Annotated in this window: 17 protein-coding genes and 2 tRNA genes; 9 read left to right on the forward strand and 10 right to left on the reverse strand. The window is 52.6% G+C overall.

Features of this window, described 5'->3' with window-relative positions; translation table 11 throughout:
- Positions 1–25: 25 nt before the first annotated feature.
- Genes AADB16_RS16330 through hemA form a run of 4 tightly spaced genes read right to left on the reverse strand, consistent with a single transcriptional unit; the run spans position 26 to position 3,995 of the window.
- Entirely contained in the window at positions 26–775 is a 750-nt protein-coding gene (locus AADB16_RS16330) for a HesA/MoeB/ThiF family protein (protein ID WP_410804814.1), read from the reverse strand.
- Complete coding sequence (gene prmC, locus AADB16_RS16335; protein WP_410804816.1) at positions 765–1,631, reverse strand: peptide chain release factor N(5)-glutamine methyltransferase; 867 nt, start codon at positions 1,629–1,631, stop codon at positions 765–767. The genes AADB16_RS16330 and prmC overlap by 11 nt, the downstream gene beginning before the upstream one ends.
- Positions 1,621–2,709, reverse strand: a complete 1,089-nt coding sequence (gene prfA / locus AADB16_RS16340; protein ID WP_309044852.1) for a peptide chain release factor 1 — start codon at positions 2,707–2,709, stop codon at positions 1,621–1,623. The genes prmC and prfA overlap by 11 nt, the downstream gene beginning before the upstream one ends.
- Positions 2,706–3,995, reverse strand: a complete 1,290-nt coding sequence (hemA, locus tag AADB16_RS16345; RefSeq protein WP_309044853.1) for a glutamyl-tRNA reductase — start codon at positions 3,993–3,995, stop codon at positions 2,706–2,708. The genes prfA and hemA overlap by 4 nt, the downstream gene beginning before the upstream one ends.
- 247 nt (positions 3,996–4,242) lie before the next feature.
- On the opposite strand from hemA, the gene AADB16_RS16350 reads away from it, so the two are divergent.
- From AADB16_RS16350 to ychF, 8 genes are all read left to right on the forward strand, one after another.
- Complete coding sequence (locus AADB16_RS16350; RefSeq protein ID WP_410804819.1) at positions 4,243–6,003, forward strand: tetratricopeptide repeat protein; 1,761 nt, start codon at positions 4,243–4,245, stop codon at positions 6,001–6,003.
- Entirely contained in the window at positions 6,003–6,638 is a 636-nt protein-coding gene (gene lolB / locus AADB16_RS16355) for a lipoprotein insertase outer membrane protein LolB (protein WP_410804821.1), read from the forward strand. The genes AADB16_RS16350 and lolB overlap by 1 nt, the downstream gene beginning before the upstream one ends.
- Positions 6,635–7,498, forward strand: coding sequence for a 4-(cytidine 5'-diphospho)-2-C-methyl-D-erythritol kinase (gene ispE / locus AADB16_RS16360; protein WP_410804823.1), 864 nt, complete (start codon positions 6,635–6,637; stop codon positions 7,496–7,498). Before lolB ends, ispE begins: the two co-directional genes overlap by 4 nt.
- A 19-nt stretch (positions 7,499–7,517) precedes the next feature.
- Positions 7,518–7,592, forward strand: a tRNA-Gln gene (locus AADB16_RS16365).
- A 52-nt stretch (positions 7,593–7,644) separates the two neighbouring features.
- Positions 7,645–8,595 (forward strand): ribose-phosphate pyrophosphokinase, encoded by a 951-nt coding sequence (locus AADB16_RS16370; protein ID WP_298449795.1) that lies wholly within the window; start codon positions 7,645–7,647, stop codon positions 8,593–8,595.
- A gap of 186 nt (positions 8,596–8,781) precedes the next feature.
- Complete coding sequence (locus AADB16_RS16375; RefSeq protein WP_298450495.1) at positions 8,782–9,429, forward strand: 50S ribosomal protein L25/general stress protein Ctc; 648 nt, start codon at positions 8,782–8,784, stop codon at positions 9,427–9,429.
- A gap of 21 nt (positions 9,430–9,450) precedes the next feature.
- Positions 9,451–10,044, forward strand: coding sequence for an aminoacyl-tRNA hydrolase (gene pth, locus AADB16_RS16380; RefSeq protein WP_410804826.1), 594 nt, complete (start codon positions 9,451–9,453; stop codon positions 10,042–10,044).
- A 114-nt stretch (positions 10,045–10,158) separates the two neighbouring features.
- The gene (ychF, locus tag AADB16_RS16385) at positions 10,159–11,250 is read left to right on the forward strand and encodes a redox-regulated ATPase YchF (protein ID WP_200202009.1); all 1,092 of its coding nucleotides are present in this window, start codon (positions 10,159–10,161) and stop codon (positions 11,248–11,250) included.
- Here the strand turns inward: ychF and AADB16_RS16390 are convergent.
- The gene (locus AADB16_RS16390) at positions 11,240–12,016 is read right to left on the reverse strand and encodes a pseudouridine synthase (protein WP_410804828.1); all 777 of its coding nucleotides are present in this window, start codon (positions 12,014–12,016) and stop codon (positions 11,240–11,242) included. The genes ychF and AADB16_RS16390 overlap by 11 nt on opposite strands.
- A gap of 11 nt (positions 12,017–12,027) precedes the next feature.
- Positions 12,028–12,411, reverse strand: a complete 384-nt coding sequence (locus AADB16_RS16395; RefSeq protein WP_309044860.1) for a nuclear transport factor 2 family protein — start codon at positions 12,409–12,411, stop codon at positions 12,028–12,030.
- 265 nt (positions 12,412–12,676) lie between these two features.
- Between AADB16_RS16395 and AADB16_RS16400 the strand changes: the two genes are divergently transcribed.
- Positions 12,677–12,753 (forward strand) — tRNA-Met (locus AADB16_RS16400).
- A 52-nt stretch (positions 12,754–12,805) separates the two neighbouring features.
- Here the strand turns inward: AADB16_RS16400 and AADB16_RS16405 are convergent.
- From AADB16_RS16405 to AADB16_RS16420, 4 genes are all read right to left on the reverse strand, one after another.
- Entirely contained in the window at positions 12,806–13,771 is a 966-nt protein-coding gene (locus AADB16_RS16405; protein ID WP_410804830.1) for a tyrosine-type recombinase/integrase, read from the reverse strand.
- Positions 13,768–15,024, reverse strand: coding sequence for a hypothetical protein (locus tag AADB16_RS16410; RefSeq protein WP_410804832.1), 1,257 nt, complete (start codon positions 15,022–15,024; stop codon positions 13,768–13,770). The genes AADB16_RS16405 and AADB16_RS16410 overlap by 4 nt, the downstream gene beginning before the upstream one ends.
- A gap of 66 nt (positions 15,025–15,090) precedes the next feature.
- Complete coding sequence (locus AADB16_RS16415; RefSeq protein WP_410804834.1) at positions 15,091–16,344, reverse strand: zonular occludens toxin family protein; 1,254 nt, start codon at positions 16,342–16,344, stop codon at positions 15,091–15,093.
- An 8-nt stretch (positions 16,345–16,352) separates the two neighbouring features.
- Positions 16,353–16,673, reverse strand: a complete 321-nt coding sequence (locus AADB16_RS16420; protein ID WP_410804836.1) for a DUF2523 family protein — start codon at positions 16,671–16,673, stop codon at positions 16,353–16,355.
- Between the last annotated feature and the right edge of the window lies 1 nt (position 16,674).

Consider the following 16,674-nt stretch of genomic DNA (forward strand, 5'->3'; position numbering starts at 1 on the left):
AGAAGCGGGCAAGCAAGTTCAAGACTTACACAGCCCCACAAACCGGACAATCAGGATCCCTTGCAAGCTTCATTTCCCGCCACTGCATTTCCCAAGCATCCAGAATCAATAATCGGCCAACAAGCGAAGTGCCTACGCCGGAAAGCACCTTAATGGCCTCCATAGCCTGAACCGAACCAATCATCCCAACCAACGGCGCGATCACACCAGCTTCAGAACAGGTCAAGTCTTCATTGCCCTGCTCAGGGTATAAACAGTGGTAACAGGGAGATTCCGAATTCCGGCTGTCGTACACACCAACCTGACCTTCGCCCCGGATCGCCGCACCGGAAATCAGCGGAACACCCGCAGCCACACAAGCACGATTAAGTGCGAACCTCGTAGCAAAATTATCCGAGCAGTCCAAAGCCAAGTTGGTTCCCGCCACTTCCTGCGCAAAGCCATCCAGATCAAGGCGGCGGTCAACCACAGAAATAGACACCCCTGGATTGATACTGCGCACGCGTGCAGCCAGAGTTTCCGCTTTGGGTTCGCCAATCTGTGCAGTTTCGAACGCTATCTGACGCTGCAGATTGGCCAGTTCGATAACGTCATCATCCACCAGCGTTATGTGACCAACACCGGCAGCACCCAGGTAAAGTGCAACCGGGCAGCCGAGGCCACCAGATCCGACAATCACAATGTGGGCGGACTTCAGAGCCTGCTGCCCTGCAATATCAAAACGGGGCATCAAAATCTGGCGACTGAAGCGCAGGAGTTCTGCATCACTGAGCATGGAGGGCTCCTTGTCGGGGCCATTGCCCCAGGGTCATGCGATCGTTGCCGCCGTAGTCTTTCCGGCTTTCCACCTTAGCAAACCCCCGAGTAGCGAGCAGCCCTTGAACAGCCTCAGCCTGATCAAACCCGTGCTCCAGAAGTAGCCAGCCTTCAGGGTTCAGCCAAAAAGGCGCCTCACTCACGATCAGGCGAATATCATCAAGGCCGTCCGCTCCGGATACCAGCGCAGAGGCCGGCTCAAAACGAACATCGCCTTCGCCCAAGTGATGGTCGCCCGAAGCAATGTAAGGTGGATTGGAAACAATCAGATCAAAACTGCCAGCGGGCAACCCCGCAAACCACCGGCTCTGAAAAACCTCTACAGGTAACTTCAAAGAGCTGGCATTTGCCTGCGCCAATGCCACCGCATCGTCCATCAGGTCGCAGGCGCTAACGACCCAGCCCGGCCGTTCGCTGGCAAGCGCCAGAGCGATGGCACCAGTGCCGGTACCAAGATCAACAACCCGGGCATCATCCGGCAAGTGCAATTCCAGCGCTTGCTCCACCAAACATTCGGTATCCGGGCGTGGAATAAGAGTGCTCTTGCTGACGTTTAGCGGGAGTGACCAGAATTCTTGATGTCCCAACAGGTAGGCCACGGGCATTCCCTGCACACGCTGCACCACAAGATCTTCGAATTGAGCTGCCAGCCGGGGCTCGACTTCGCGCTCAGGAAAAGCACGAAAGCCGGAACGCCCAATACCCGTCACATAGTCAAGAAGCAATTCGGCATCAAGCCGGGAGGTGTCTCCGGCGATGCGGCGCGCTGCGTCACCCAGCAGCGCCTCGCAGGTTAGTGAAGGCTTACTCGTCATCGGAAAGCGAGGCCAGAAGCTCCGCCTGATGCTCTTGCTGAAGAGGCACAACTACGGAATCCAGGTCACCCGCAATCACATCATCAAGCTTGTACAGTGTGAGGTTGATTCGATGGTCGGTTACCCGGCCCTGAGGGAAGTTATAGGTTCGAATTCGCTCGGAACGATCCCCGCTGCCCACCAGGCTTTTGCGGGTTTCCGCCATGGATTGCTGATGGCGTTCAGTTTCAACATTCTGCAGCCTTGAGGCCAGCAGACTCATGGCCTTGGCACGGTTTTTATGCTGCGATCGCTCTTCCTGGCACTCCACTACTATGCCGCTGGGCAAGTGAGTAATCCGGATGGCCGAGTCGGTTTTGTTTACGTGCTGGCCACCAGCGCCCGAGGCGCGGAAAGTGTCCACGCGCAGGTCACCCTTGTTAATCTCAACCGCTTCCGCCTCATCTGCTTCCGGCATGATCGCAACGGTACAGGCAGAGGTATGAATGCGGCCCTGGGATTCAGTTTCCGGCACCCGCTGAACCCGGTGAGCTCCGGATTCAAATTTCAGTGCACCGTAGACAGCGTCGCCGGCAACCCGGGCAATTATTTCCTTATAACCTCCATGCTCGCCTTCGTTCTGGCTCAGCACTTCAATCTGCCAACGGCGACCCTCAGCATAGCGGCTGTACATGCGGAACAAATCTCCGGCAAAAATGGCGGCTTCGTCACCACCGGTTCCTGCACGGATTTCCAGGAACACGTTTTTTCCGTCGTTCGGATCTTTTGGCAGCATCAGGCGCTGCAGTTCTTCATCCAGCTCTTCGGTTTTCTGCTCGGCAATCTCAAGCTCTTCTGCGGCCATATCGCGCATCTCGGCATCGCCGTCTTTCGCCAGCTCTTTTGCCTCATCGATATCGCCCAGTGAGCGCTTCCATGCTTGAAAGCACTGCACTACCGGCTCAATCTCGGAATACTCCCGCGACAATTCCCGGAACTTGTCCTGTTTGGCGATGGTAGCAGGGTCGCTGAGCAAAGCACTCACCTCCTCGTAGCGTTCAACAAGCTGCTCGAGGCGGGACTGTATGGATGATTTCATATTTTTTCCGGGGTGGTGGTCGCGTCTACTTCCAACACATCAAGCTGATGCAGCTCTCTCAGCCATTCGGTCACCTCGGTTCGCCCTTCGGTGGTGGCCTTGCGAACCTGTATCGAAGGTTCGTGCAGGAGTTTGTTTGTGAGGCCTCGCGCGAGACTGCGCAATGCTGTTTCGGGATCACCGCCATTGCGCAGGGCGCGCAGGGCTTTTTCCGTTTCTATGTCTCTCAACACTTCCGCACGTTGGCGGAACTGTTTTAGCGTGGACACAGCATCCAACGCTCTGAGCTGGCTGAGAAATTCCTGTACGCCATCGGCTATGAGATTTTCTGCTTCACGGGCAGCACCCTCTCGGGTACGGATGTTTTCTTCAATTACCTGGCGCAGGTCATCAACGGTGTACAGATACACATCCGCCAAGGATGCCACTTCCGGCTCTATATCCCGGGGTACGGCGATGTCTACCATGAAAAATGGCCGGTGCTTACGTTTCTTCAACGAGCGCTCCACCGCACCCTTACCAAGAATAGGCAGGGGGCTGGCTGTAGATGAAATAATAATATCCACATCTGCCAGATAATCCGGAATCTCTGAAAGCAGAATGCCCCGACCACCTCTGGAATCCGCCAGTGCCTGAGCCCGCTCCAGGGTGCGGTTGGCTACTATAAAGTTTTTAACGCCCGCATCTGCAAGATGACGCGCAACCAGCTCAATGGTTTGGCCTGCACCTATCAGCAGTGCCGTGTTTTTCGACATATCAGCAAAAATGCGACTCGCCATGCTTACTGCCGCATAAGCAACAGAAACAGGATTTTCGCCAATCGCAGTTTGTGTACGAACACGCTTTGCTACGGTGAACGTTTGCTCAAACATGCGAGAGAGGAAAGAGCCACTCCCGCCGTGCTCCCGGGCCAGCGCATAGGCATCCTTCAACTGGCCGAAAATCTGCGGCTCACCCAATACCATGGAATCCAATCCGGCAGCGACGCGCATCATGTGTCGCACAGCATCTGCATCGCGGTGGATGTACAACACTTCTTCGAGCTCCGCAGCATCCAGATTGTGAAAGCCCGCCAACCAACGCAATACCAGCGACGCGCAGTCGTCGTCGCCCGCAAGATATAGCTCGGTGCGATTGCAGGTCGAAAGAATGGCAGCCTCGCTGGCACCTGATGCCGCCCGCAACTCTGCAAACGCCTCTGACATACGCTCAGGCGTAAACGCAACTCGCTCCCTTAATTCAATGGGGGCGGTGCGATGATTGATTCCCAGCGTTAGCAGTGCCATTTCTTGGTTCTACAATCCTCTAGCAATAAACGGTGTGCATGATCGCCATTGTGCGTGCATTTTAGCGGCCCGGGCCTTCAGCTGCCACCCATAACCGTTCATGCTTCGGGAAGTGCGGACAGGTTGGGCAAGAACAGGAGCTTATGCCATTATAGGGAATCGGCGCACGCCGGGCCCGGCTCAACTCAAAAAAAGAGAGAGTTCCGAGCTATTCAGGGTGCGTAGTCAAAAAATCACGGGAAGTTGCATGTACAAATCCGCACCGCTTTTGATTACCTGCCTGCTTGGCCTCTCACTGGCAGGTTGCGCCAGTATAACCGGTTCCGGCCATTCATCCGTTGTTGATGAAAAAGCCCCCACGCACACGCAGGAAGATTCCAGAAAAGCCAACAGCGAACCGCCTATAGAGTATGCGGACTTTGAGCCGGAAACACTGTACTTACTGCTTTCAGCTGAAATCGCAGCACAGCGCGGCCGGTATGACGTTACCCTGGTTAATTACCTTCGGGCAGCCAAGCAGTCCAGAGACACCAACGTAATTGAGCGGGCCATGCGTATTGCCCAGTCCCTCAATGGTGACAACGCCCAGAAACAGCTGGCTGAACTCTGGCTTGAGGTAGACCCCAACAACCTTCAAGCACTTAGGGTCTCTGCCATTCAGGCAGTAAAACGCAATGAACTCGAATCTGCTCTGGGGTACATGGAGCAAATCCTGAACCAGGGGGAAGATGCAGACTTCGACAGCCTTGCGGCCATGGCGGGCAACCTGTCACCCGAACAACAGCAAGAGCTGATGACCTTATACAATGAGATGGCAAACCGCCATCCCGGCATACCTGAGCTGGAATACAGCATCGCCCTGCTGTTGAAAATTGCCGGCAACCCGCAAGCAGCACTTGGTCGTCTAGAACCCTTATTAAAGGAAGAGCCCAACTTTCAGCCGGCCATTATCTTGAAGGGTGACCTCCTCTATCAGAGCGACAGAGAAATCGAAGCGCTTGAGCACTTGATGGTCAACACCCGCCGCTTCCCCGCCAGTCGGCAAATGGGCACCCTATATGCACGCATGCTGATCAGCGAAGGCGAGCTGCAAGCCGCCCAGGACGAGTTCAACCGACTGGTAAAACGCTATCCGGACAACCCCGGCCTACGCCTTTCGCACGCCCTTGTTGCATTGGAAAACGGGCAATTGGAGCTGGCAAAAAAAGAGCTTAACCGACTAAACGAGCAGGGGCTCCACACCAGCGAAGCCAACTATTACCTGGGCAGGATAGAAGACGAGGCAGGTAATGCAGAGCAGGCTATCGGTTACTACCAGAGCGTGGACGAAGGCAATTACTTTTTCCCTGCTATTGCACGTGCCAGCGCCCTGCTAACTGCAGAAGGGAGGCTCAACGAAGCATTGGAAGATATTCACTCCATGCGCAACGCCAACCCCGCACAAGCTGAAAATTTCTGGCTGCTTGAGGTCAACCTGCTACTTGACCAAAAGCTCCAGCAAGAAGCGTTAGAAGTTGCTACAAGCGCACTTGAGGACTATCCAGAAAACCTTCAGATCCGCTATGCACGAGCCATGCTGTTCGACGCACTGGGCCAGCCCGAGAAGGCCGAGGCGGACCTTAAGCTGATCATTGAAAACGACTCAAAAAACGCCGTCGCGCTTAACGCCCTTGGTTACATACTGGCCACCCGCACTGATCGCCTGAGCGAAGCCCGGGGCTACATTGAGCAGGCCCTGGAGCTGGATCCGGAAAACCCGGCCATTCTCGACAGCATGGGATGGGTTCTGCTTCAGGAAGGTCAGATTGAACCCGCACTCGATTATCTGTCCCGGGCCTGGGAAGCATTTCCTGACCCGGAAGTGGCCGCCCACTATGGAGAAGCCTTATGGATGAGCGGTGCCGAAGAGCAGGCGCAAGTAATCTGGAAAGAAGCGCTTGAGCTGGACATGGAACACGACGTGCTGCGAGAAACCATTGACCGGCTGACCAACACTGGTGAACAGTGATGCTAAAGGCTATGCGCTTATGGGCAGCCGTACTGCTTATGGTGAGCCTGAACGCCTGCACCACCATTCAACTAGAGCCATTACCGGAGGGGATGACAGATCAGCCTCCCGCCGACTGGCAAGACCGCTCTGCGAAACTAAGGCAGTTTGATCACTGGCAGTTATCAGGCAAATTGGCGGTGCGCCAACCAACAGACAGCGGCACAGCCATCATTAACCACTGGATACAGGAGGGCGAGGCCTATGATCTAGCCTTGTCGTCCTCATTTCTGGGAATGGGCAGCACCAAGCTGAATGGCACTCCGGGGTTTATTGAACTTACCCTCTCCAACGGTGAAACCTATCGCTCTGGAGATCCAGATGCGCTTATGGAGGCCGCCACGGGCTGGCAACTGCCTCTGGAAAGCCTGGTTTGGTGGATACGCGGCCTGCCGGCACCGGCGGGTGATTTTCGGCTGCTGTTTGATACCCGTGGTGAGCTAGCGATCATTCGCCAAGGCGGCTGGGAAATCCGTTACGATCGTTGGCACGAACTGCAAGACAGCACCCCCGCCCTGCCTGCCAGAATCACCGCACTGAAGGACAACAAACGAGTGCGCGTTGTTGTCAGCGACTGGCAGGATCTGGCGCCGTGACCGACACCATAACCCTGCCCTCCCCAGCCAAGCTGAACCTCTTTCTCCACATAGTTGGCCGGCGCGCAGATGGCTACCATGAGCTTGAGACTCTGTTTCAATTCCTCAACTACGGCGACGATATAACGCTCCGCGTAACACCTGAACACCCTGGAGTTCGCCTTGAGAGCCCCCTTACCGGCGTTCCGGATGAAGACAACCTGATCATCAAAGCAGCTCGCGCCCTAGCGCACAAGGCGGCTGGCGAGCTTCCTGGCGTCAGTATCAGTATCAACAAACGTCTGCCGATGGGCGGCGGACTCGGCGGGGGGAGCTCAAACGCAGCCACTACCCTCTTGGGGCTAAACCACGTCTGGAAACTGCAAATGGGCTTAGACGAGCTTGCAGAAATAGGCCTGGCCCTCGGCGCAGATGTGCCCGTTTTCGTGCATGGCCATGCAGCCTTCGGCGAAGGCGTTGGCGAAAGACTAACCCCTGCCTTCCCGCCAGAAGACTGGTTTTTGGTTCTGAAACCAACATGCAACATCAACACCGGAAAGATATTTTCAGAACAAGGGTTGACAAGAAACACCCCGAAGATGACAATAGCGCCCGCTTTTGAGGGAGACGCCTCGAGGTACCGAAATGACTGTGAAGATGTGGTTAAAAAACTATATCCTGAAGTCAAGCAGAGCATGGACTGGCTCAAACAATTCGGACCTGCAAGATTAACCGGAACCGGGGCTTGCATATTTGGACGTTTCCCTACAGAATCCGCAGCCCGGATCATCTGGGAAAGCAAACCTTCCGGCATCACCGGGTTCGTAGCTAAAGGGGTGAACATATCACCACTTCACCAAAAGCTGACAGAGCTAGAATGATGCCGAAAAAGCACGATACTGGGGTGTCGCCAAGTGGTAAGGCAACGGGTTTTGATCCCGTCATGCGCAGGTTCGAATCCTGCCACCCCAGCCATTTTTCTCCCGCTTCTTCTGACTCAACCTCCGAAAACGAGAAGGATGCCGTCGTGTCCAAATTGATGATTTTCACTGGCAATGCCAACCCCGAGCTTTCTCACGCTATCGCAAAAAAACTCCACATCCCCATGGGAGAAGCCACTGTAGGCTGTTTCAGCGATGGCGAAACTACCGTCGAGATCAACGAAAACGTTCGTGGTCACGATGTATTCATTATTCAGCCCACGTGCTACCCAACCAATGACAACCTGATGGAACTGATCATGATGGCCGACGCCCTGCGCCGCGCCTCTGCATCACGCATCACGGCAGTTATCCCTTATTACGGGTATGCACGCCAGGATCGCCGGGTACGCTCCAGCCGCGTTGCCATCAGCGCCAAAGTTGTTGCCGACATGATCTCCAGCATCGGCGTCGATCGCGTATTGACGGTAGACCTGCACGCTGACCAGATTCAGGGCTTTTTCGATGTACCGGTAGATAACATCTACGCCACACCTGTTCTGCTTGATGACATCGAAAAGCAGCGGTTTGAGAATTTTGTTGTGGTATCACCAGACGTAGGCGGCGTTGTACGGGCCCGCGCCATTGCCAAACTACTGGATGACGCCGACCTGGCCATTATTGACAAGCGCCGCCCCAAGGCCAACGTATCTCAGGTTATGCACATTATCGGTGACGTTGCAGATAAGACCTGCATCCTTGTGGACGACATTGTCGATACCGCAGGCACCCTGTGCAAGGCCGCTAATGCCTTGAAAGAGCGTGGAGCAACCCGTGTGGTGGCTTATATTACCCACCCGGTTCTCTCTGGCCCCGCAATCGAAAACATCAACGGGTCAGTAATTGACGAAGTTGTTGTGTGCGACACCATCCCGCTGGGTGACAAAGCGAAGAACTGTGCTAAAATTCGCCCCCTCAGCATGGCCGGACTGCTCGCAGAGTCCATTCGTCGCGTAAGCAACGAAGAGTCTATCAGCGCGCTGTTTGAGAACGCCTGAGTAGATTGCTCGCCGTAATGCGCTGATAAACAGCAAGTTACTGGCAACTTTCATCAAGATACCGAGTCGGGAGCCCCACAAGGCTCCCGACTCTTTTAGTCAGCCGGAAAAATCCGGCTTTTCGAAAATATCATCTGTCCAAACGCCTGGTCGCGGGCAGTTCAGATGACGATTGAGGTAAAAACCATGTCTCAGGACTTTGTTATTGAAGCATTTCCTCGTGACGACAAGGGGAAAGGTGCGAGCCGCCGCCTGCGTCGCGAAGAGCGTAAAATTCCAGCCATCATTTACGGTGCTGGTAAAGAAGCGACTCCGATTTCCATTTGGCACAACGAGCTGAAAAAAGCTCTGGAAAACGAAGCCTTCTTCTCTCACATTCTGACCATTGAACTGAATGGCAAGAAAGAAAGCGTTATCATCAAAGACCTTCAGCGGCACCCGTACAAGCTGCTGCTGTCTCACGCCGACTTCCAGCGCGTAGAGAAAGACCAGGAAATCTTTGTTCACGTTCCTCTACACCTGCTGAACGAAGACACAGCACCTGCGATCAAGACCTTTGGTGGCGTTGCTTTCCGCCTGATGACCGAAGTTGAGGTAGCTTGTCTGCCGCAAAACCTGCCTGAATTCATCGCCATCGATATGGCTGATGTCGAGATGGACCAGGTTATTCACATGAGTGACCTGGTGCTGCCAGAAGGCGTTCGCATTCCTGCTCTGCAGCACGACGCAGAACACGACCAGGCTGTTGTGTCTGTCAGCAAGCCGAAAGGCGTCAAGTCTGACGATGCCGAAGACGAAGCAGCAGAAGGCGAAGAAGGCGAAGACAAGGAGTAATTACTCCGGAGGCGTTGGCAGATGGCACAGGATATTGTCATGGTGGTTGGGCTGGGTAACCCCGGTCCGGACTACGAGAATACCCGCCATAATGCCGGCGCCCTCTTCGTTGAAGCACTGGCCCGCGATGCGGGTCAGTCGCTCCGCCCCGAAAAGAAATACCACGGGCACTACGCCCGCATTCAGTGGCAAGGCCTTGAGCTCCACCTGCTGAATCCCGCTACTTTCATGAATCGCAGCGGCCTTTCTGTAAAAGCACTCGCAGACTTTTTCAAAATCTCTCCCGGTCAGATACTGATTGCTCACGACGAGCTGGACCTCCCTCCCGGCACCGCCAAGCTTAAAAAAGGCGGAGGACACGGTGGCCACAACGGTTTGAGAGACACCATAGCCCATCTGGGCACCAACGAATTTCAAAGACTGCGAATTGGAATCGGCCACCCTGGCGATAGCCGCAAGGTTACCGGTTACGTCCTTGGCCGTTTAGGCAAGCGTGAAACGGAAGACCTGAACGAGGTGTTCAATGAAACCATGCGGGTGCTACCCGATGCAGCTTCTGGCAACCTCGCAGCCGCCATGAACCGCTTACACAGTTTCAAACCAACTACCGCCTGAGTCTGCCAGAGACCACTTCAGGCTAATCTACCAGCCCTGATTTCCCTCACTCGCACCCTTTGGCGTACACCGGTATAATCCGGCCAAACTTTCCAGTACCAGCAGAGGCATTCCATGGGTTTTAACTGCGGCATCGTCGGCCTACCTAACGTCGGCAAATCCACCCTGTTCAACGCACTGACCAAAGCAGGCATTGGCGCGGAAAACTTCCCGTTTTGCACCATTGAGCCTAACGCTGGCGTCGTCGCCATGCCCGACCCCCGGCTCGACAAATTGGCGGAGATCGTTAAGCCCCAGCGCACCGTACCCACAACCATGGAGTTTGTGGACATAGCCGGCCTGGTTGAGGGCGCCTCCAAAGGTGAAGGCCTGGGCAACCAGTTCCTTGCCAACATTCGCCAGACCGAAGCCATTGCACACGTGGTACGTTGCTTTGACGACCCCAACGTCATTCACGTCGCCAACAAAATCGATCCGGCGGCAGACATCGAGATCATCAATACCGAGCTTGCCCTGGCCGACATGGACACCGTTGAAAAAGCCATCAAGCGTGTTCAGCGTATTGCTAAAGGCGGCGACAAAGAGGCCAAGGCTCAGATTGAAATCTTTGAACGCCTGCTGCCCGTGCTGAACGAAGGCAAGCCAGTGCGCGGCATGGGTCTGAATAAAGACGAACTCCTGCTGATCCGCGAACTGTGTCTTCTCACAATCAAGCCAACCATGTATATCGCCAACGTGAGCGAAGACGGCTTCGAGAACAACCCGTACCTCGATACAGTGCGTGCAATCGCAGCAGAAGAAAACGCCGTTGTAGTGCCGATCTGCAACAAGATTGAAGCCGAAATCTCAGAACTGGAAGATGACGAAAAGAGCATGTTCCTGGGTGAGATGGGAATGGAAGAGCCAGGTCTCGACCGGGTTATCCGCGCCGGCTACAGCCTGTTAGGCCTGCAGACCTACTTTACGGCCGGTGTAAAGGAAGTACGGGCCTGGACCGTTAGAATCGGCGCTACGGCCCCACAAGCCGCTGCAGTGATTCATACAGACTTTGAGCGAGGATTTATCCGCGCTGAAATCATCGGCTATGAGGATTTCGTGAAATACAACGGCGAAGCAGGAGCAAAAGAAGCTGGGAAATGGCGCCTTGAGGGTAAGGAATACATTGTTCAGGACGGCGACGTCATTCACTTCCGCTTTAATGTTTAACCCTATCTGATGTGCCTGCGGGGCTGTCGAACGGATGTTTGACAGCCCTGATACCCACATTACCAAACTCTTCAGCTGTTAGCGGCCTACTACCCCCCTCCGCAAGTCGCCCCTCAGCCCCCTCAAGGGTAATACTCCCGACAGAAACCCGGTGAAGCGCCAACACCTGGTTTCGGAAATGACCAAACATCCGCTTAACCTGATGATACTTGCCTTCAACCAGCGAGAGCCTGGCGGTGTACTCTGAAAGTATCTCCAAGCTTGCCGGGCGCGTTATAATGTTTTCATACGCAAAGTAAATCCCCTCCCGAAACGCAGCCACATACTTCTCACTGAGCGGCCTGGAGAGAGTCACTTCATAGGTTTTTTCGAGTTTTGTCTCAGGCAGGCTTATCTTGCGCGACCATGCCCCATCGTTGGTCAGAAGCACCAACCCCGTTGTGTTAAGGTCCAGGCGCCCAACAATGTGCAGCTCGCTCTTGCGTGGGTGGTCTATAAGATCCAGAACGGTAGGGTGCTTAGAGTCTTTGGTCGCGCTAACAACCCCTTTGGGCTTATTGAGCATCAAGTAAACGGGCTTGCTATCATTTAAGCATTGGCCATCCAACACAACATGGGTGAACTCAGTCACTCGCTGCTGAACCGAGTTAGCCGCACGACCATCCAGAATGATTCTCTTCTGGGCAACTAAAAGGCGGGTATCAGAAATCGAGAACTCGCTATTCTGGCTAATAAAGCGGTCCAGCCGGTGAGTCTTCGACTTCACGGAAAAACCCTTTACAAGGGGTTCGCTGAAGGCAAGTTACCCCCCAGCATATTCTCAACCACTGCCGCATTATAGAAAGCTTCAACAGTCTGGATCCTGTCATCGCGAACACGGAACCATACCGCAAGCCGCACATCCCCAATTGGCTGGAAGTGAGTCTGATAATCCAGGATTGCAAATACGTGATCACCATCGGCACTGAGCTGACGGACAATCAAGTCCTTCTGAATGGCAGCCATTCCAAACTGATAGGACAGCATGTCATCACGATTCAGGAACCGCATGTTCGGCCCAACATACTCAAAGCCTTCAGTAGCGAGCAAAGTCTTGGCCTCTTCAAAATGCTGTGCCTGGATATCCGCGATGAATTGCGCCACTAGTTCTTTCGATTGCATAGTTAGATTCCACTTCCAATATGGGGACGTCTGACAATTGCATAATGATACACGTTATTATGCAGGTCCACCTGAAACCAGTCTCTGCCTGTAATATCCGAACACTTTCTGCCTTTCACAAAAGCCTTCAAGCTCATGTTTAATAACACTTAAAGCCCACATCACCTTAGAGAAGGAACAGTTATTAGATCAGAATTTTCTGTCAGCCCTTGACAGTTCAGCCCTCCCTTCATAATATACGCGCCGCTTCCTTTGGTGAAGCGATGGCAAGGTAGCTCAGTTGGTTAGAGCACAGCACTCATAATGCTGGGGTCGGCGGTTCAACTCCGCCCCTTGCTACCAAATTTCAAAAGCTTACGGTGAAAACCGTAGGCTTTTTTTTTGCTTTGCCCAGTTATTGACTAGCAAGGAGAGCAAGAGGGTTATAAACCTTGGCAGACTCCAGATGCTCAGGAGAGAGGTGGGCATAGCGCATGGTCATTGTGATAGAGCCATGGCCGAGTATCCGCTGAAGCGTTAAAAGATCACCACCAGACATCATGAAATGACTGGCGAAGGTATGCCGCAAGATATGAGTTAGCTGATTGGGAGTAACGAAACCACAGCGACCATATGCAGACCTGAAAGCGTCACGACAGGAAGAAAACAGACGACCAGGGCCTGATAACGAATTTTCCTTAATAGCTTGGTGTAGATCAGTAGAGACAGGTACAGCGCGATCATTGCCGTTCTTTGTATCGCGAAAAATTATCTTTCCAGGCAAAAGAGAAGAAGAAGTTAACTTTTCAGCCTCACCCCAACGACAACCGGTAGCCAAACAAATGGACGCTACTGACCAGGTGAAAGGATTCGTGCTCGCTGAACATTCATCCAGGAGCTGGCGACACTGATCCAGGGAAAGAAACATCATTTCATGATGGGCTGTTCTGACCTGGCGAACTGTAGAAATAGGGTTTTCCGAAATCAAACCACCCCTGACGCACTCTGAAAAGACAGCCGAAAGATAGCGTTGCTCATGGTTAATCGTTGAAGCAGTAACAACGTCAAGACGTTGAGCGCGATACTCCAGCCAATCAGACGCCCTGAAATCTTTTACCCTGGGATTGCCAAGCCGATCAGCAATGGCATACGTTCTCGATAAACGATACTTTTTATCCTTCAGTGTATGACCGTGCATGTCGTACCAGGTGGTAACAAGATCACGCAACCGCATAACTGGCTGATTTCCTTTTCTGCCGTAATCGCGGACAAAGGCAAGCGCGTCCAATCGAGTTTTAAAGCCTCGCTTTCGTACCCTTGGGCCACTCTCACCCTCAGGATAGAAATCTACTTTCCAGCCCTTAGAATACTTTTCAATCACGACGCAACCTTAGTTAGCAATCGTCGTCGTATGAGGCCGTCCTCAATGAGCTTGAACAAGTCATTTTTATCTATCCCTCTATTACGATAATAGGCAGCTAAATCGTCCCAGAGGCCGGAAGTTTTAAGGCAATCCCATGCTTGCCGTGGATTAAAATGGTTGCGAGCATAAACGCTAAGCAGATTGCCGAATGCGAGAATAACGTTCTTTTCGTTGCCGCAACCAGGCTCCTTTTTTACGCGTTTATAAGCGAGACTGGGAGCATCCCAACCGAAAAAGACATCATCACGGAGTTTTGTCCAAACCGGATGATTCCAGTCACGTTTGATCTCATACCTATTACGCTCAAGGCCATAACGCCAAAGGCCGGTAAGGTGAGGCACAGCCCCAGCAAAATCAACGATCGGCTTGATTTCGGTACCCTGCCAAAGCTCATTAATAATCCGATGGTGGTAACGAATTTCAAGACGCCAGACCGGCTTTTCAGGATCATAGCAAGTGTCAGGAAACGTCTGTTCATTGACCGAGCATTGCCAGATACCCTCCATGAAAGCCCGTTTGTCGGAAACATCTACCTCTTTAGACTTGTCATAGAGACAGACCTGAAGGCTATTAGGTTTACCAAACGTGAAAGTCTCTCCACGGCCATTAATGGTCGATCCACTCTCCCACTCAAGGGAGCTTATGCCGTTGTGGACACTGACCGTTTTTGCGCGTGTTACAAAAGATTGCGCAAAGTCTGAAGGTGGCTCCCAGCCCTGAAAATCAACGGCCAAGTGTATGGCCACGCCCGAAGGCTCCATAGTGCTCAGGAAAGTGCGACCCCAATACATGAGTTCTTGCTGTATCTGATCGCTAGAACGCTCATAAATCCACCGGGGAGAGGCTTCAATCTTAACGTGGGTTCCCTGGTTATCTGCCTCAGCATAAAAATTCTGAATCAGAATAGTTAAGCCGTGCTCACGATTCTGGAGAATGTACCGAAAACCACCACGACGACCAGACATAACAGCGAACACCGTGCCGTTAACTGAAATCGTTGCACCATGGCCAGAGTCATAAGCTGACGCAACCTCAGAAAGAAGTTCAGGCTTCAACCGACCCTGAAAAAGCTGGCGAATGGTATCAACGCCAGACCAAAGGACGTTAAGACCAGATAAATTGAACTGTTGAGCGTCAGGACCAATAAACAAATTGCCCGTGCCAACCTCACCAGTTGAAACATTCATTCTCTCAAAATCAGATACGGCCATTATTGATACCTATTGCAATGTTACGGATGCTTTCAGTGTTTTCTATAAGACGTGTTACAGGGACGTCTAGAAAGCTCCACGCGCTCCCGTCCGCTCCTCGCCATCGTCGCGGCCGTCCGCGCGTTCCGCTTTTTTGTTTACGGATAGGAAGGGATTAGACAAGCCGATAGGGTTTGAATCAGGGCGTAGATCAGGTTGCTCAATGCGGTTTCGCTGGCAATAGATATCCTGGACTTTTTCACCGTTCCACCAGAGCTGGCCATGGCAATCGGTGACGTACAGAACCCGATAACCGAAGCTAAAGATATCTTTTTGGGTAACAGAGAACTCACCCAGATCATCACTACCGTGAAACACATAACGCCTATTGATGCTGCCAGCTATATCAAGGCGAACGTCAGTAAAGGGGTGCCAACTTATGCCACTGCTAACCTCAGGACGAGCCTCAGAACGACGGACATCACGACCATTAGAACCAGCATCAGAGAACACCGGATCAATACTCTGAATATCCGTCGGATCAGGTAGCGAATAGCTCCGGTCCCTTTGGAAAATATTAACCGCGAGAACGACAAAAGCCAGAACAGAAAAGACTGAAAGCGAAAGATAGCCCACAACACGTTTATCTTTAAAAACGCTCTGGGGGCCTTGGTTAGACTGATGGTCTCCGGTTTTTGTGCTTTGGTAGGTATCGAAGAGGGAGACATCCGCTTTGTACTCTTTAGGGACTCCGTATGCATGGCTTTTTGACTTGCCGTTGTTTTCTGGATCATGCTCTATCTCCCTCCACTTATCTTTTTTCCAGGGCACGAGCTCTCCCATGGAATAATGACGAAAAGCCACCTGAGCAGCTTGACGTATTTCAGCGTGAACCTTTGATATGTGAGGAGTACACAGAAACACATCCCAGTTGTAATGCCGGTGCATATCATAAGCGACCATCATATCTGCTGGACGTTCATCGGCAGCGGCCTTGTCCTCACCCCCCGGATAATCGAGATTCTCGATTCTGAAATCTTTTCGCTTGGCAGGGTAAATAGCCTGGGCTTCATCGATAATGACCAAAGCACCCTTTGGTGCCCAATGAAACCAACACGCCATATAATGCTTTTCGTCCCGACCCTCAGTATTAACATTTAATATGCGCGCCTCAGAAGGCAGCACTTCATCAATCGCTTGCTCAACTTTCTCGACTGAATCGAAACCCCTAATATTGGTTACAACAGTTCGACCCTCAAGCAGAGCAGGTATAGCGTGACGCTGTAATACACCGAACGACTTGTAAGAACCAGGGTGACCATGGTGAATCACAATACTCATAAATCCCCCTAGCCTATTACGTCCATTACGTAACGCGTCAAACGAGCATTAAGAATCATGTTGAACGCCTCAGGTATCTTTAGAAAAGTAGCAACACCTAACACCTGGCTATCTAACTGGCCCCAATACGCCTGTATCGTACTTGAAACATTAAGCTGACTAAGAACCTCCTGAGCAACGCCCCAGCTAAACTGGATAAAATATATCTTGGCCTTAGTGGCTGCTATAACCACCCAAGCCCCCACTTTTATTAATGCATCATCGACAAAAGCGGGAATGCTATCGAGAAAACCCCAGAACTCGGTAAAGAAACTAGATATAAATTCCATA

Source organism: Marinobacter sp. KMM 10035 (assembly GCF_046537445.1).
GTDB lineage: Bacteria > Pseudomonadota > Gammaproteobacteria > Pseudomonadales > Oleiphilaceae > Marinobacter > Marinobacter sediminicola.

Coding starts and splice junctions, on each gene's coding strand:
- hemA (WP_309044853.1), bottom strand. CDS start 3,995: ATGGCACTGCTAACGCTGGGAATCAATCATCGCACCGCCCCCATTGAA.
- AADB16_RS16395 (WP_309044860.1), bottom strand. CDS start 12,411: ATGCAATCGAAAGAACTAGTGGCGCAATTCATCGCGGATATCCAGGCA.
- AADB16_RS16330 (WP_410804814.1), bottom strand. CDS start 775: ATGCTCAGTGATGCAGAACTCCTGCGCTTCAGTCGCCAGATTTTGATG.
- ychF (WP_200202009.1), top strand. CDS start 10,159: ATGGGTTTTAACTGCGGCATCGTCGGCCTACCTAACGTCGGCAAATCC.
- AADB16_RS16415 (WP_410804834.1), bottom strand. CDS start 16,344: ATGAGTATTGTGATTCACCATGGTCACCCTGGTTCTTACAAGTCGTTC.
- prmC (WP_410804816.1), bottom strand. CDS start 1,631: ATGACGAGTAAGCCTTCACTAACCTGCGAGGCGCTGCTGGGTGACGCA.
- lolB (WP_410804821.1), top strand. CDS start 6,003: ATGCTAAAGGCTATGCGCTTATGGGCAGCCGTACTGCTTATGGTGAGC.
- pth (WP_410804826.1), top strand. CDS start 9,451: ATGGCACAGGATATTGTCATGGTGGTTGGGCTGGGTAACCCCGGTCCG.
- prfA (WP_309044852.1), bottom strand. CDS start 2,709: ATGAAATCATCCATACAGTCCCGCCTCGAGCAGCTTGTTGAACGCTAC.
- AADB16_RS16350 (WP_410804819.1), top strand. CDS start 4,243: ATGTACAAATCCGCACCGCTTTTGATTACCTGCCTGCTTGGCCTCTCA.
- AADB16_RS16410 (WP_410804832.1), bottom strand. CDS start 15,024: ATGGCCGTATCTGATTTTGAGAGAATGAATGTTTCAACTGGTGAGGTT.
- AADB16_RS16375 (WP_298450495.1), top strand. CDS start 8,782: ATGTCTCAGGACTTTGTTATTGAAGCATTTCCTCGTGACGACAAGGGG.
- AADB16_RS16420 (WP_410804836.1), bottom strand. CDS start 16,673: ATGGAATTTATATCTAGTTTCTTTACCGAGTTCTGGGGTTTTCTCGAT.